The 15,991-nt window shown below is 72.2% G+C and carries 12 protein-coding genes, 1 tRNA gene and 1 riboswitch; of the genes, 3 read left to right on the plus strand and 10 right to left on the minus strand.

Going from position 1 to position 15,991, the window contains the following annotated elements; translation table 11 throughout:
• Positions 1 to 74 precede the first annotated feature (74 nt).
• Positions 75 to 482, plus strand: coding sequence for a large conductance mechanosensitive channel protein MscL (mscL, locus tag BH719_RS04695; RefSeq protein ID WP_009743608.1), 408 nt, complete (start codon positions 75 to 77; stop codon positions 480 to 482).
• A 183-nt stretch (positions 483 to 665) separates the two neighbouring features.
• Here mscL and BH719_RS04700 read toward each other — a convergent pair whose 3' ends face one another.
• The 6 genes from BH719_RS04700 to BH719_RS04725 form a co-directional block, all read right to left on the minus strand.
• Positions 666 to 899, minus strand: coding sequence for a hypothetical protein (locus tag BH719_RS04700; protein WP_009743609.1), 234 nt, complete (start codon positions 897 to 899; stop codon positions 666 to 668).
• The gene (locus BH719_RS04705; protein ID WP_009743610.1) at positions 892 to 5,223 is read right to left on the minus strand and encodes a hypothetical protein; all 4,332 of its coding nucleotides are present in this window, start codon (positions 5,221 to 5,223) and stop codon (positions 892 to 894) included. Before BH719_RS04705 ends, BH719_RS04700 begins: the two co-directional genes overlap by 8 nt.
• A gap of 115 nt (positions 5,224 to 5,338) precedes the next feature.
• Positions 5,339 to 5,411 (minus strand) — tRNA-Arg (locus BH719_RS04710).
• 92 nt (positions 5,412 to 5,503) lie between these two features.
• Complete coding sequence (locus BH719_RS04715; RefSeq protein ID WP_009743611.1) at positions 5,504 to 6,433, minus strand: universal stress protein; 930 nt, start codon at positions 6,431 to 6,433, stop codon at positions 5,504 to 5,506.
• 235 nt (positions 6,434 to 6,668) lie between these two features.
• Positions 6,669 to 7,424, minus strand: a complete 756-nt coding sequence (locus BH719_RS04720; RefSeq protein WP_245683255.1) for a C40 family peptidase — start codon at positions 7,422 to 7,424, stop codon at positions 6,669 to 6,671.
• Between the two features lie 2 nt (positions 7,425 to 7,426).
• Positions 7,427 to 7,562, minus strand: a riboswitch (cyclic di-AMP (ydaO/yuaA leader).
• Positions 7,563 to 7,835: 273 nt separating this feature from the next.
• Positions 7,836 to 8,513 carry a metal-dependent transcriptional regulator gene (locus BH719_RS04725; protein ID WP_034219987.1) on the minus strand — a complete coding sequence of 226 codons (678 nt, stop codon included), beginning with the start codon at positions 8,511 to 8,513 and terminating at the stop codon, positions 7,836 to 7,838.
• Positions 8,514 to 8,681: 168 nt separating this feature from the next.
• Here BH719_RS04725 and serC point away from each other — a divergent pair, with 168 nt between their 5' ends.
• Entirely contained in the window at positions 8,682 to 9,794 is a 1,113-nt protein-coding gene (serC, locus tag BH719_RS04730; RefSeq protein ID WP_009743614.1) for a phosphoserine transaminase, read from the plus strand.
• Between the two features lie 140 nt (positions 9,795 to 9,934).
• Here serC and BH719_RS04735 read toward each other — a convergent pair whose 3' ends face one another.
• From BH719_RS04735 to BH719_RS04750, 4 genes are all read right to left on the minus strand, one after another.
• Entirely contained in the window at positions 9,935 to 11,182 is a 1,248-nt protein-coding gene (locus BH719_RS04735) for an MFS transporter (RefSeq protein WP_009743615.1), read from the minus strand.
• 229 nt (positions 11,183 to 11,411) lie between these two features.
• Positions 11,412 to 12,863, minus strand: a complete 1,452-nt coding sequence (locus BH719_RS04740) for an NCS2 family permease (protein ID WP_009743616.1) — start codon at positions 12,861 to 12,863, stop codon at positions 11,412 to 11,414.
• A 70-nt stretch (positions 12,864 to 12,933) separates the two neighbouring features.
• Positions 12,934 to 13,701 (minus strand): DUF3027 domain-containing protein, encoded by a 768-nt coding sequence (locus BH719_RS04745; protein WP_009743617.1) that lies wholly within the window; start codon positions 13,699 to 13,701, stop codon positions 12,934 to 12,936.
• Entirely contained in the window at positions 13,694 to 14,071 is a 378-nt protein-coding gene (locus BH719_RS04750; RefSeq protein ID WP_009743618.1) for a cold-shock protein, read from the minus strand. The genes BH719_RS04745 and BH719_RS04750 overlap by 8 nt, the downstream gene beginning before the upstream one ends.
• Before the next feature lie 206 nt (positions 14,072 to 14,277).
• On the opposite strand from BH719_RS04750, the gene BH719_RS09620 reads away from it, so the two are divergent.
• On the plus strand, positions 14,278 to 15,991 hold a 1,714-nt coding region (locus BH719_RS09620), incomplete at its 3' end, for a coiled-coil domain-containing protein (RefSeq protein WP_009743619.1).

Here is a 15,991-nt window from a genome sequence, read left to right on the forward strand (position 1 = left end):
CCCCGCGAGCGCCCGGCCGCGGCCATCCCGCCCCCGGTGGCCCACGCCGCCCGAACACGACTAGGAGTTTCCCAATGATCAAGGGCTTCAAGGACTTCATCTCCCGCGGCAACGCCGTCGACCTGGCCGTCGGCGTCATCATCGGCGCCGCCTTCAAGAACATCGTCGACGCCCTGGTCGACGGCATCATCAACCCCCTCATCGCGGCCGTCATCGGCAAGCCCGATTTCTCGGACGCCTTCATCCTCACCCTGAACGGCACCAACGTGAAGTTCGGCATCCTGATCACCGCGGTCATCAACTTCCTGCTCATGGCCTTCGCCATCTACCTGTGCATCGTCGTGCCGATGAACAAGCTCGCCGCGCTGCGCACCGCGAAGGAGAAGGCGGAGAAGGACGCGGCCCCCAAGATCTCCGACGAGGTCCAGCTGCTCACCGAGATCCGCGACGCCCTCAAGTCCTCCGGTTCCACCGCCGTGTGAGCCGACTCCTCCCGCTGAAGGCGCGCGGGGCCAGCCGAACGGCTGGCCCCGCGCACTCGTATCCGGCACCCGGCGACGGGGGCAGGAGCGGAGGACGGCCAACGGGTCCGAGCGCGGTCCCAGGCGCCCCCGGTGGGGGCACGGGAAGCGGGAGAGCGCCCTGGACGCCCTCCGGGCACGGCCTCACGCGCGCGGCTGGGCGTGGGGCGGCACGTCCTCCAGCAGGCGCCTGTCGTTCGCGCCATCGCCCCTGTCGGGGCTGTCGGCCATCGATCCGGGCCGCGTGTCCTCCGGGCGGACCAGGTCCTCCCACGATGGCGGGATCCCCTGCTCGATGAGCCTGCGGTCCACGTCGGACACGTGGCGCGCCACCCGGCGGCGCCCCGGCGCGCGCCCGGGGGCGCTCCGCTCACTCATCGGCGTCCCTGTCGTCAGCCGCCCCGGTCGTCCCCGCGCCGTCATCGGAGCCGTCGTCGTAGTCGCCGTCAACGGGCAGCCCTCCCCCGTCGGCAGCGCCCCGGTCCTGGCCGCCCGGGACCCCGGAGGCCGCGGCGCCGGCCGCTGGCGCTGAAACGGGCTTCGTGCGGCGCACGACGTTGCCCAGGACGGCGTCCGACTGGAAGCCGCGCCGTGTGATGCCCAGGGCCAGGCGAAGTTCCTCCGCGGTCTCGATGTCGGAGCGCTCCACGCCATCCGAGCGCACCCACGCGGCCATCTCGTCGAGTTGGTCGTCGGAGTAGGCGGCCAGGGGCAGGCCCTTGGCGATGGCGGGACGGGGGCCGCGGTCCTCCTCCGAGGCGCGCTCCTTCTTCTGGATGGCCAGGAGCATGCCCGTGGTCACCTCGTCCACGTTCCTGCGGCGTTTGCTCGCCTCGTCCAGCTCCTCGTCGAGGACGGGAACGGACCGGGGAGAGGCGCCTCGGGCGGGGGCGTCCTCCGCCTCGGGCGCGGCGGCGTCGCCCCAGGGGCCGTCCACGGGGCCCGCGGCGCCATAGGCGGCGTCCGGAGCGGGCTCCGCCGCGCTTTCGGCCCGAGCGGTCGCGGGCCTGGGGACCTCCAGGACCGGCAACGCGTCGTGCGCGCGGGAGTCGGCGACCAACGCATCGACGAGCGCCCCGATGGAGTCCGCCTCGCGGTCGGGGTCGATGAACAACGGCATCGACAGCGCCATGGCGACCCGCCACCCCTGGTCCTCGAGCATCCAGGGGCGCACACGGTCGCGCACGCGCACGCTCGGCTCGTCGCAGTACGCCTCGTCGTCGGTCATGACGGCGACCAGCAGGCGGTCCGGCACATCCGGGTGCCCCACGGCCAGCGGGATGCGGACCCCGCCGGGGATGCCGATATTGGCGATCGCCTGGTAGCCCCGCTCGTAGAGCTTGTCCGCCAGGTCGATGAGGAGCCGGTCGGGCTCCCCCTCCAGGACGGGCCACGCGTCCGCGCCCTCCCCGGAGTGCCCCTCGGCGATCTCCAGGAGGTCCACGAGCATGTGCACGCCCTCGCGGTGGATCCGGGAGCGGTCGATGTCGGCGCTGTGCAAGGACGACACCAGGGTGAGCTCCCCGCGCACGCAGCGCAGGACGTCGGCCATGACCCGTGCCCCGTCGTCCGTGGACAGGACCCCGAAGTCGTGGATGACGCGCCCGTGCGGTGTCTTGGCGAAGCCGACGGAGATGATGACCCGGTCGCGGACGATCCCCTGCGCCTGCCCGGGGCCGACGACGACGAAGGGCTGCACGGAGGCGGAGTCGAAGAACGCCGCCAGCCCCGGCTCGTTGGCGCGCAGTCTGTCCACAGCGGACCGGATCCGCGCGGCGTGGCGCTCTGAGAGGGCGATGACGGCGAGGGAGCGCTCAGGGGACTCCACCCCGTGGGCGAGGACCAGGTCGACGACCGTCTCGACCTCCGTGGTCGTCGTCTCGATCGCGTTGCCCCTCAGAGCGGGCATTCCCGTCCCCGCGCACCACACGGCGCCGACGGGGGCGTTCGAGGCGGTCCACGGCACCGGCACGCCGCTGTGGCCCAGCCCGTAGCGGGCGAGCAGCAGGGCCACCTGGTCGTTGAGCCGGTCCGGCCTCTGCTCGAGGCGGACGGAGGGCAGGACCCGGGCGAGGCCCGCTATCGCTCCCCCCTCGGCGCCCCCCGCCACGTCGGCGACGACGACCACCTGGCGCGCCCTGGCGATCACCGGGATGAGCTCGCCCAGGGGCACCGAATCGGCGCCGTCGATGACCGCCAGATCCACGTGGTGGCCCGGCCGCACGCATTCGGGCACCAGCGCCGGGGACGTGAGGACCACGGGGATGAGGCGGCGCACCAGCGGGTGGGAGCAGATCAGATCCGCGTCGGAGGGCACGTGGTCCTCGGCGGTGACGGCGTCGCGGAGCTCCTCGTGCTGGGCGGCCCGGGTCGCCAGCGCGGACGTGCGCAGACGGCGCAGCGACGAGATGGCCTGGGGGACCAGGCTGGCCACCTGGCGCCTGTCCAGGTCGCGCCCCTCGGCGAGCAGCGCGGACACCCGGGAGGGCTCCAGGCCCCCCAGGCTCGGGTCCGCTGCGAGCATGAGCGAGAGCAGGGACGCCCACCACGCCAGGTCCAGCTCCGCGTCGATCATGGGGGCGCCGACGCCCCGCGCGGCGAAGTCCTCCGCCAGTGCCCGCAGGCCGAGCCCGTCGATCTCCTTCCACAGCGCCACCCGCCCGGGCAGCTCCCGGGCTCCCGCCTTGTCGGCCGCCCACTCCTGGACGAGCTCGGTGAGCTTGGCGACGTGGGTGCCCACGAGGTTGGGCTGCTCGGCGGCGAAAACGGGGGCGATGGCCTCCAGGTCGGCGCGGACCCGTGCCGTGAGCTCCTCGCACTCGCTGAGCTGGGCGGGGACCACGGGCCAGCCGTCGTCGCCGCAGATCTTGCGCCACGCGTCGCGCCGCTCCTGGACGCGGATGAGGGCGCGGTGCAGGTCGGGCACGTGGATCCCGGGGCGCACGTAGTCGCGCGCCTGCTTGACCAGGCGGTTGCGCTCACGGCGCTTCATGGTGATGCCGTGGTCCGAGCGCCACTGCTTCGAGGCTGTGGCGATCACCATGTCCGCCGCCGACCTCTCGAAGATCTGGGGCTGGAAGATGTCGACGGCCTCGGCGACCCCTTCGAACATGGCGAGCTGGAGCTCCCACTGCTCGAGCGTGTGGGCGTCGCGCGCGCCCGTCTCCCCCGCGACGGCGCTCATGTGGACCCGCAAACGGGGCAGCGACTCGGCGAGCCGCCCGACGCGCTCGAGGACATCGGCCACCTCCGCCTCGGAGGAGACGACGGCGCCCTTCCACGCCGAGTCGGGGTCATCGCGCAAGTACCCCCGCTCGGAAGCGGTGTGCAGCACGGCACGGGCGCGCTCCCCCTGGTCGAGGGCGATCTCGTACAGGGTGTCCTCGTCGAGGCGGACCCGCGTCGAGGGCGCGTCCTCCTCCTCGGTGAGATCGGTGAGGACCCGCAGGGCGTGGGCGGCGCTGACGCCGAAGTTCTTGTAGGGGCGGCGCAGCGCGTCCGTGTAGGCCAGCAGGCTGGCGCGGGCCCCGCGCAGACGGGTCCGCATCTCATCCACCTCGCGCTGGTCCATGACGGGCGATGTGTCCTCCATCGCGGTGCGCACCTTGTCCGCCAAGCCGTAGGAATCGCGGCTGCGCCCGTCGAAGTCGGCGAAGATCTCGTCCACGCCCAGTTCCATGAGGCGGGCGCGGGCCCGGATCGTGTGCGAGGGCGACGCCCCGACGTGGAGCACCGAGCGCCCCGAGGCGGCGGCGTCCGCCAGGATCGCGGCGATGACGCTGGTCGCGTCGGAGTCGACGGGGGCGTCCACCACCAGCGAGTCGCCGGTGGCCACCGCCTCGACGGCGTCCTGCTGGGCGGGCGTGAGGTCGCCGATCCCGCGCTCCTTCCACGGGTCGCGGTCGCGGGGGTTGGGCGGGGGCAGGGAGACCGCGAGGGAGCCCACGGCGTCCTCATCGCCGGCGAGGGCCCGCACGAGGGGCGAGTCCGCGAGGCGGTCGAGGTCCTCGAGGTCCCGCAGCAGCGGCGTCGCGGGGTGCTCGAAGATGCCGAGGACCAGTTCGTCGCGCACCTCGACGCCGTCGAGGACGCCGACCCGTTCGCGCAGCAGCGAGAGCGCCACCGACGCGGAGAACCCGTGTGAGGAGCGCGCCCCGTCGAGGATGGCCTCCGCGTCGCAGTGCTCGCCGTGCTCGCGCAGCGCCGCCTCCAGATCCGGGTCCATCAGGGCGCCCGGCTCCAGGGTGATCATGACGTCGCCGCCCACGTCGTCGAGGCGCACGGGCTTGAGCAGGGCGGCGGAGCGGACCGTGTGGCCGTCGCGGTGCCACTGCACCTGCCCGATGGACAGGTGGACGCGCCCCACCCCGTGGCGGGTGGAGAGCTGGAGCGAGCGGGCCATCATCGCGCGGGCGCGCTCCATCGCGCGGGCCAGGCTGGCCTTCTCCCGGATGAGTGAGGACAGGCGCGTCGGCGCCTCCGTGTAGAGGCGGGCGAGGCCCCCCGGGTGCGCCTGGGTGATGGTCAGCCGCGGGACGCCCCGGCCCTCGGCGTCGGTGACCTCCACGACTTCCGCCCGCCAGCGCTCGACCGCCGCGGCGAGCGCACTGGCGGCGGGGGGGGCTTGGACGGGCGTTTCCCGCGGGGGCGCCTGGCGGTCCGCCCCACGGGGGTTCCGGCGCGAGAAGAAACTAGTAGCCACCCTTTCACCCTACGCGTCCGCCGCATCGGGCGCGCGCAGGCACCGCCGCAGTGCCCCACTTTGAGGGACGACACGCCGGAGCGGGAGCCGGCACCGCCGACTCCCGCTCCATGTGTGCCCCCGAGACGATTCGAACGTCCGACACCCGCTTTAGGAGAGCGGTGCTCTATCCCCTGAGCTACGAGGGCGCGCAGGCAGCGCCTGCCCGCCCACTGTAGCAAAGAGACGGGGCCGTGCGCGCACCGGCCCGTCCGGCGGACGGCCCGCGGGGCAGGGCCAGTCAGCGGCGCTCCCAGGAGGGGCGGATCTGCCCGGCCTTGCCCAAGTGGGTGGAGGGCACCACCATCACCGGGCAGGTGGAGTGCCCCAGGACGGTCTGCGCGGTGGAGCCCATGAGCACCCCCGCCAGTCCGCCGCGGCCGCGGGTCCCCACCACCACCAGGTCCACGGCCGTGGAGAACTCGATGAGCAACGAGGCGGGGGAGCCGTCCAGGGCGTGCCGGGCGACGTTGATGCCACGGTCCCCCACCGCCTCGGCGATCGCCTTGTCCATCCCCTCGCGCACTTGGGCGAGCAGCGCCGAGTGGTCGATGCCCGTGGGCGTCCACGCCATGACCGCGGGGCCGACGGCGATGGGCACGGCGGAGATGGCGGTGAGGCGCGCGCCCCAGGTCTGCGCCTCCTCGACAGAGCGGCGCAGGGCGCTGGAGGGGGCCTCCGTGCCGTCGATGCCGACGACGATCCGCTCCACCGGCGTGAATTTCTTGCCCGAGGTGTGCCTGGGGACGACGACGACCGGGCATTTGGCGTGCGCGGGCAGGGCGGAGGACACCGTGCCGAGCAGCCGGTCCGCGAAGCCGCCCGAGCCCCTCGACCCGACGACGACCAGGTCCGCCTCCTTGGAGAAGTCGATGAGGACTCCCGCCGGATCCCCGGGCTGGATGGATCCGCCCGCGTTCTTCGCGCCGTGCTTCGTCGCATGGGCGACGGCCTCGTCGACCACCTGCTGCGCGCCCTTCTGCAGCGCCTCGTCGTCGAGCACCGCGTATCCGCCGTCGAGGGCGGCCGCGGAGTAGGACGCGAGGGCGTAGGTGCACACGCAGTGGATGCGCGCCCCTGTGCGCGCCGAGCGGTGGGACGCCCAGGTCACGGCCGCGACGCTCTCCGTCGAGCCGTCGACCCCGACCACGATGACTTCGGTGGAACCCATGATGTCCTCCTCGTGATTCCAGTCACTGACAATTGTGCCTCATTGCAGTGATTTCCGAAAGGGGACACAGGGCGCGGCCTCCCATCCCCGGCCGATCCGGGGCCGCCCCGCCGACGGGGAGGGCGCGGCGGGCGCCGACGGTCCCGGCAACGGAGCAGCCCCGTCCATGGGGAGGCGCAGGAATACGACGGGGCCCGTCGGCTGTGCCGACGGGCCCGCGGATCAGTGGTCCGGATCAGTAGCGCACGTAGGTCGCGCCCGCGCGCACCTCGGAGATCTTCGACAGGGCGCCGGGGACCGTCGCCTCGACCATCTGGCCGTTGCCGATGTAGATGGCGACGTGGCCGGGGTAGGACACGATGTCACCGGGCTGGGGGTTGGAGACGATCGTGCCTCCGGCGGTCTGCGCCGAGGACGAGTGCGGCAGGTTGATGCCCGCGGCCGCGTAGGCGTACTTCACCAGGCCGGAGCAGTCGAGGCCAGCCAGGGTCTCCCCGCCGTAGACGTAGGGGATGCCGGTCAGGGACAGCGCCACGGAGGCGATGTCGGAGCCCGCGGCGTTGACCGCGGCCTGACGGGAGTGCGAGGCCGACTCGGAGACGTCGTCACGCGCCTCGGAGCGCGAGGCGGCGGCGGTCGTCGTGTCCCTGGTCTCCTCCTCCGCAGCGGGAGGGGGGGTCTGTACGGGGGCCTCGGCGGTCGCGGAGTCCTGATCGGCCGACCACGCGATATCGGGGACCTCGACGGTGGTGACGTCGTCGATGGCGACGGTGGTGGCGTTCTGATTGGCGCTCTGCGTGTCGGACTGCCCCTGGACGGGGGCGGCGTTCGCGATGCCCGCGGCGACCGCGGTGAGGGCGACGCCCGTCACGGACGCGAAGGCAACCGCGCGGCTGGGATCAAGTTGGCGGGCTGCGTCAGCCAGATTGGTGACGGGGGCCAATGGGCGCCGCTCTATGCGGTGGCGCGCAGTGTGCTTAGCAGTCTTCACTCATGTTCTCCCTGTTATGCCTGCGAGGTCAGCTGTCGGATTCGGGCGGGACGCCCGGCTCGGTTCCCCGAGCTTCACCCCAAGGTTCGTGTGAACCGAATGTGGTTCCCCCGCGTTGGACCGAGGTGTACCGCGCCTCCCGCGGTCCAACTTCGGTTTCCGGAAGACGGGCTGGTCGTATCGACCAAGTGACACTTTACCCTGTCCGCCTGGAAAATGTCACATGGCGGTAACGGAAGATGGGACACACTGCCGGCCCCGCCTCCCCACAGCGCCCCCGACCCGCGCCCACGGGCGCCCGATAGCCCGGAATCCCGCCGTTCCACAGCGGATAGCGCCGCCGCCCGCGACCACTGGACCGACGGGCGGCGGCGCCTGGCGGGGGCGGACCGGAGGGGGCGGGGCGGGGCCTCAGTCGCCCCGGACGAACAGATGGGGGGACAAAGCCACAGGTATGGTCAGATATCCGATAACCGCGCCCGCCTCGTCGAGCGCGCTGATCCGGACCAGATCGCCATGGACGGAAAGGGCGACGCGGGCGCCCGGAGTGAGATCCAACTCAGCAAAAGATGTGAGCAATCCCTCATCCGCTTGGATGGGCTCGCCGATGCGGACGATCCTCATGGCGCGCTCCTCCGGGTTGCGCACTGCGAGCTCCACGGACTCGCCCGCCACCTCCAGGCCCGATCCGGGGACCGGGTTGCCATATGGATCGACCACCGGCTCGTGCAGCAGTTCCGCCAGGCGGTCCTCGACGCGGTCGCTCATCACGTGCTCCCAGCGGCACGCCTCCGCGTGGACCGCGTCCCACTCCAGGCCGATGACGTCGAGCAGCAGGCGCTCGGCCAAGCGGTGCTTGCGCAGCACCTCCACCGCGCGCGCCCTGCCCTCCCGCGTCAGCTCGAGGCGCCTGTCCCCCATCACGTGCAGTAGGCCGTCGCGCTCCATGCGCGCCACCGTCTGGGACACCGTGGGACCGGAGTGGCCGAGGCGGTCGACGATGCGCGCCCGCAGCGGAGTGACGGAATCCTCCTCCATCTCGAGGATCGTCTTGAGATACATCTCAGTCGTGTCGATCAAGTCGGCCACAGCGGGCTCCTTCAAGGATCGCGGGGATTTGCTACAGAATAGGACGCCCCCGCCCAGGGCGGGCCCAACGGCGCCATACCGCTGAACACGCGGCGCCCCGCCCGCCCCGCGCCACCCGCAATTCGCCAAACGCGTGTCATAAAAATCGGCGCGCGTTAGACTCGGCGCATGCAGGCCCTCCCCCCGATCCCCCCCGGACTCCTCCCCTCGGACGGGCGCTTCGGCGCGGGCCCCTCGCGGGTGCGCACGGAGCAGCTGGACGCCCTCAGCGCGCCCCTCGTCATGGGGACCTCGCACCGCCAGGCGCCCGTGCGCGGGGTCGTCGCCTCCCTGCGCGCAGGGCTCGCCGACCTCTTCGGCCCGCCCGACGGCTACGAGGTCGTCCTCGGCAACGGCGGCGCCACCGCGTTCTGGTCGGCGGCCTGCGCGAGCCTGGTCATCGACCGCGCCGCCTTCGCGGTATTCGGCGAGTTCGGGAGGAAGTTCGCCGCCGAGGCCGCCGGAACCCCCCACCTGGCCGCCGCCATCGTCGACGAGGCGCCCGACGGCCGTTTGGCCACCGTCGCCCCGCGCGAGGGCGTGGACGCCTACGCGTACCCGCACAACGAGACCTCCACGGGCGTCGTCTCCCCGCTCTACCGGCCCGCCGCCGACGCCCTCACGCTGGTGGACGCCACCTCCATCGCCGGAGCCGCCCCCGTCGACCTCGCGGACGTCGACGCCTACTACTTCTCGCTGCAGAAGGCGTTCGGCTCCGACGGCGGCCTGTGGGTGGCCGTCCTGTCCCCCGCCGCCGTCGCCAGGACCGCCGTCTGCGCGGGGATGCCCGGCCGGTGGGTGCCCTCCATCCTCGACCTCGGCGCCGCCATCGTGAACTCGCGGAAGGACCAGACCCTCAACACCCCGGCGGTGGCGACGCTCGTCATGGCGGCCGACCAGGTGCGGTGGATGAACGAGTCGGGCGGCCTGGAGGGCATGAGCGCCCACGTGCGGGCGTCCTCGGACCTCGTCTACCAGTGGGCGGAGGACAGCCTGGTGGCCCGCCCCTTCGTCGAGGACGCGCGCCTGCGCTCCCCCGTGGTGGCCACCATCGAGTTCGACCCCGCCGTGGACGCCGCCGCCCTGGCCGCCCACCTGCGCTCCCACGGCGTCGTCGACGTCAACCCCTACAGGGGGGTCGGCGAGAACCAGCTGCGGATCGCCACGTGGCCGTCGATCCCCACGCGCGATGTCGAGGCGCTGCTGGCCTGCATCGACTACTGCCTGGAGCGGGCCCTCTGACAGCGGGGCGGGGCACTGGCCCCAACCCCCTCACGCCACCGGCCCGGCGCCCGACCAGGCGCGCGCACAAGGCCCGGGACTACGCGGCACGGCGCCGCGCACAAGGGCGGAGCCATGCCGCTGCGGGCGGGCGGCGGGCCCTACCGGGAGCGCTCGATCCTGGGCCGCCGCCCCTCGAAGCGCAGTCGGACCCCCCAGTGGGCCACCGCCCACAGCCCGCACACGACGGCGATCCCCAGCGAGGCCATGCCCCCCACCAGGATCGACCACCGGGCCCCCAGGACCTGGCCGACCCATCCGATCAGCGGGGAGCCCACCGGCGTGGCCCCCAGGAACACCAGCGAGTACAGGGACATGACGCGCCCGCGTTTCTCCTCGTCCGTGTGGGTCTGGGTGTACGCGTTGGCACTGGTGTTCGTCGTCAGCATGAAAAGACCAGTCGGGACCGAGAGCGCGGCGAACCACCAGTAAGTGGGGGCCAGGCCCAGGCCGATCTCCGCGAGGCCGTACAGGGCGGCTCCGCACAGGATCGTTCGTATGCGCGGCGCGCGGGCGGCCGCTGCCACCGCTCCCAGGATCGATCCGACGGCCATGAACGAGGAGAGGACGCCGAACTGCCCAGCGCTCTTGCCGAAGACCTCGGTCGCCATCAGGGCACTGGTCATCTGGAAGTTCATCCCCAGGGCTGACACAACGAAAATGAGCAGCAGGATGACGCGGATGTCCGTGCGCCCGCGCACGTAGGCGAATGCCTCGCGCACCTGGCCCGGGGCGCGGGGGACGAACGGGCGCTGGACCAGCTCCCCTGCGCGCATGAGCACCATTGTGAGGATCGGGATGAGGAAGAGGACGGCGGTGGCCAGGCTGACCGGCCCGACCCCGTACCATTCGATGAGGAGCCCCGCGACCGCCGGACCGATGAGGCGCGCGGCGTGGAACGCGGTCGCGTTCAAGGCGACGGCGTTGGCCATGTAGGTGCGCGGAACGAGTTCGCCCACGAAAGCCTGGCGCGCGGGGGTGTCGATGGCGATGATGACGCCCGACGCCACCGCCAAGGCGTACATGTGCCACACATTGCACACGCCTGTCAGGATGAGCACGCCCATGCACAGTGAGACGAGGCACACCCCTAGCAGGGAGCTCTGAAGGATCCTACGGCCCTTGACGCGGTCGGCCAATGCGCCCGCGAATCCGGACAGGCCCAAGATCGGCAGGAACTGGAGGGCTGTGACGATGCCGACCTGCGAGGAGTCGTGGTCGGTGAGGACGGTGAGGACGTACCAGTCCTGCGCGACCCGCTGGAGCCACACCGCCGTGGAAGACACCAACGACCCGCCGAACCACAGCCGGTAGTTGAAGAACCGCATAGACGCGAATGGGGATGCCACGGACGCTCCTTCTGCCGGCGCACACTCGTCGCCCGCTCCGGGGCCGCGGCCGGCCGTGCCATCCAGCCCCCCGGGCCCGGGCGGGTCCCGTCAACGATACGACCACCGGCGGGCGACCGCCTCCGGGCGGCCGGCCCAACGGGGCGGTGTCCCACGATGCGGCCCCCGTCTGCGCACCGCTCGGACGGGGGCCGTGGGGGCGGGACGGCGTCCCGCGGCGTGTCGGCCGTCAGGCGACTCCGAGGAGCCGCTGGATGGGGCCGATCAGGAAGTAGACGACGAAGAGGGCGGAGACGACCCACAGGAGCGGGTGGACGCGCCTGGCCCTCCCCGTCGCCAACTGGACGAGGGAGTGGGTGACGAAACCGACTCCGATGCCCACGGACACCGAGTAGCCGAAGGGCATGAGGGCGATCGTCATGAACGAGGGGATCGCGACCTCGGGCGACTTCCAATCGATGTCGGTGACCTGGGTCATCATCAGGAACCCGACGAAGACGAGTGCGGTGGAGGCGGCCTCGGTGGGGACCAGCTCGACCAGCGGCGCCAGGAAGGTCGACAGCAGGAAGAGGACGCCCGTCACCACGGAGGCGAGGCCCGTGCGGGCCCCCTCGGCCACACCGGACGCGGACTCGACGTAGGACGTGTTCGAGGAGACCCCGCCCAGGCCGCCCGCGACGGCGGCGAGCGAGTCGATGACGAGGATCTGGCGCGTGCGGGGAGGGTTGCCGTCCTGGTCGAGCAGACCGCCCTCGGCGCCGACCGCGACCATCGTGCCCATGGTGTCGAAGAAATCGGCGAGCATGAGGGAGAAGACCAGGAGGACCACGGACACGGCCCCGAGTTTGCCGAAGCCGCCGAGCATGTCCACCTTGCCGAGGGTGTCGAAGACGGGCACGGCCACTGGGGAGCCCTTGAGCTCGGGAACCGTCTGCCCCCATCCGGTCGGGTTGGACTCCGAGATGCGGTCCAGGTGGGCGATGGCCTGGACGAGGACCGCCAGGACCGTGGCGGACACGATGGAGATGAGGACAGCGCCCTTCACGCCGCGCACGTACAGGACGATCATGAGGAACAGGCCGAACACGAACACCAGGGCCGGCCAGCCGTCCAGGGAACCGGAGACGCCGAACTGTACGGGGGTCGCCCCGGTGCGCACGATGCCCGCGTTGACCAGGCCGATGAGGGAGACGAAAAGGCCCAGGCCCACCGTGATCGCGGTCTTCAGAGCAGCGGGGACCGCCCGGAAGACCGCCTCGCGGAAGCCCGTGAGGACGAGCAGGAGGATGAGCAGGCCCTCCCACGCGATGACGCCCATGGCCTCGCCGTAGCTCAGGCCGGAGCCCAGGACCAGGGTGAAGGCGACGACCGCGTTGAGGCCCAGGCCCGCGGCCAGGGCGAGGGGGTAGTTCGCGACGGCGCCCATGAGGATGGTGACGGCGCCCGCGACCAGCGCCGTGCCCGCGGCGATCCCCTGGGGGGTGATCGAGCCGTCGTCGGGGACGGCGTTGCCCAGGATCGCCGGGTTGACCACGAGGATGTACGCCATGGCGAAGAAGGTGACGAGACCGCCGCGGACCTCTCGGCCCAAGGTCGAGCCCCTGGCGGAGATCTGGAAGAAACTGTCGAGTGCCTGTGCGACCGCGTTACGGGATGGGGCGGTCCTGTTCTGTGTGCTCACAGGCCAATCGTGCCCGTAACTGAAGTCACACCGCAAACACGACGCGCGTGATCTTCAATACCAGGTAACGTTACGCCTCCGGGGCGCGCTCCACGTCGATGGCCGAGTCGTTGACGCGCGGCGGGCGCACCGGCCACGCGGTGGCCCCCTTGGGCAGGTCCGTCTCCGAGTGGGAGCCGCAGGTGTGGTCGAGGCTGACGACGCTCCCGTCGTCCGTGGCCCACTCGTTCGCGCACACGCCGAACGCCATGCGCATCTCGCCGCTCATCTTGATGAGGAAACCGCAGTTGGAGCACGTGTTCTTGGGACGCCTGCCCGACTTGGGGCCGCGCTCGGAGGCGTACCAGCGGTTCGCCGCGTCCCAGCGCCCCTGCGGGGAGAGCACGCGGGGCCGCCCGAGCCCGAGATCCCGGACGATCGGCAGATCGGCGTCGTCGCTGGTGTCCTCCAGGCCCGGCTCGAGGCGCGCGTCCTCGTCCCGGTAGGCCAGGACGTCGTCGCGCGACACGTCCGAGGGGCGCAGGCGCTCCTCCCACGGCACCCACCGGGGCGCCAGGAGCGCCCCCTCGCGCGGGGCCATTCCGACCTCGCAGACGGTGGCGGTGCGCCCACGGGGCACGCGGGCGAGCGTCACCGCCCAGCACCAGCCGACGTAACCGGGGTCCGTCGAGGCGAAGTAGTGGGTTCCGAGTCGGTCCGCCTCCATCTTGAAACCGACGTGGTCGCCGACGGGGCGGGGGTGGGCGACGGCCTCGGCCGCCTCCCTGGCCAGCGCGACGGAGTCCGCCAGGATCGCGTCGGTCTTCGGGGTCCGCGTGCGCGGAGTGGTTCTAGGCATCGAAATCCTCTGCGACGGCGCGGAGCACCTTCGCGATCTTGTCAGCGTTGTCTGGGTACTTGCCCCGGCGCAGCGATGCGGACGAGGCGTCGAGGAGTTTGATCAGGTCCTCCACGACCGGGACCATGGCCCGGGGCTTGCGCCGCTTGGCATGGGCGACTGAGGGCGCCTCGGCCACGACCCGCACCGACAGCGCCTGGGGGCCCTTGCGCCCGTCGGCCACCGAGTACTCGACCCGCGCGCCCGCGCGGGGGTGCGCGCCGCCCGCGGGCAGCGCCGAGGAGTGGAGGAAGACCTGGGAGCCGTCGTCGCCGGTGATGAAACCGAAGCCGCGTTCGGGGTCGAAGAACCTGACCCTACCGGTGGGCATGGCGTCCCCCCTCCTCTCATTCGTGGGGCGCGCGGCGCGCGGCCCCTCCCATCATAGGGCGGGCGGCACGGGGGCGCTCCGCAGCGCCCGGCGCCTGTAGCGAAACCCACCGGATCCCGGCCCATCCGCCCATTCGCAGGACTGTTGTGCCCTCCGCCGCATATCGTGTACTGTGACATGTTCGCCCGCGACTCCTTGGAGGAAACGTGAAGCACCGGTTCCGCGCCGCCGCCGTCGGCGTGTGCGTTCTACTCATGGCACTGAGCGGCGCGACCGCCTTCGCCGCCTCCCCCGTCACCATCTCCGACACGGTCACCGACCCCGACGGGTGGCTGAGCGCCGACCAGAGCTCGCGCATCGCCTCCGCGGCGTCCAGCGCCCGCGCCAAGGGCCTCGACATCTACTTCGTGGCGGTCCCGGACTTCTCGGGGAAGAACATGGGCGACTGGTGCAAGCAGTCGATCAAGCAGTCCGGACTGTCCCACACTTCGATCGCCTACGTCATCGCATATGAGGAGCGCAAGCACGCGTCGTGCGGGAACGTGGGCGAATCGACCATCAGCGACACGGATTTGACCGGGGCGCGCGCCGCCGCCGAGTCGGAACTGCGCTCAGCGGACCCCCTGACTTCCGAGGCGACCACGACTGCGGCACTCGCCTTCTACTCCTACGCGGAGTCGCACGCCTCCGCTTCCGCTGCCAAGACCTCGTCGTCGCGGACCTCCAGCGCGGCATCGTCGTCCACCAGGGGCGGCTTCATGTGGGTCGTGGGCCTCCTGCTCGTCCTCGTCGGCCTCATAGCAGTCGTCGTCCTGGTCCGGAAGGCGTCGGGCAGGGGCCAGAAGATCGTCGCGGGCGCCACCGCCAGGGACGCCGAGCGCGCGCGCCAACTGGTCGACGAGGCGAACCGCCAGCTGCTGTCGGCCGACGAGCAGGTCCGCAGCGCCGACGACGAGCTCGCCTTCGCCCAGGCGCAGTTCGGCGCGCTCAGAACCCAGGAGTACGGGGCCTCCCTGCAAGCCGCCCGCGCCGCCGTCTCCCAGTGCTTCGCGCTCCAGCAGCAGATGAACACCGCCGCCTCCGACGCGCACAGGGCCAGCCTGGCCACCCGGATCATGGACGCCCTGGGCACCGCCATGAACGACCTGACGGAGAAGCAGCGCGCCTTCGCCTCCATGCGGGACGAGCGCGCCGATCTGCCCCGCCAGATCCGCGAGGCCCGCGAGCAACTGGCGGAGTTCGAGGGGCGCCTGGCCGACACGAAGGCGGAGCTCGCCTCCGTCAGCGCCCTCTACCCCGGGCAGATGGTGGCCTCCCTGCTCGACAACCCCGATCAGGCGCGCGCCCTCCTCGACTCCGCACAGGGCGCGCTCGACAGCGCGGAGGAGGCGGCCGCCTCCTCCCCCGACGCGGCCGCCAACGCCCTGGACACCGCGCGGCGAGCGATGGCGATGGCGAGCCACCAGATGGACGCCGTCTTCGCGGCGAAGACCGACCTCAGCGCCATCGAGGACACCCTGACCAGGGCGATCGCCTCGATCACCTCCGACCTGTCGGACGTCACCCGGCTCGGCGCCGACCCGGCCGCCTTCGCCCCCCTGGTCGCGGACGCGCGCAAAGCGGTCGACGACGCCCAGCGCGCGCGGAGCGGCACGGGCGACCCGTTGGGCGCGCTCGAGGCACTGCGAACGGCCGAGGCGACCCTCGACGCCGCCCTCGAGCCACTGCGCAGCGCCGAGGAGGCGCTCGAGCGCAAGAACGGGGCCGCATCGGACCGGATCGCCGAGGCGGAGGCCCTCGTCGAGCAGGCCGACCGCCACGTCCAGGGGCGCCGGGGGGCCGTCGACCTCGACACGCGGTCCCAGCTGTCCCAGGCGCACTCGGCGCTGTCGAAGGCCCGCGCGGCGGCCGAGCCCACCG

The organism is Pauljensenia hongkongensis, from assembly GCF_001746855.1.
GTDB classification, from domain to species: domain Bacteria; phylum Actinomycetota; class Actinomycetes; order Actinomycetales; family Actinomycetaceae; genus Pauljensenia; species Pauljensenia hongkongensis.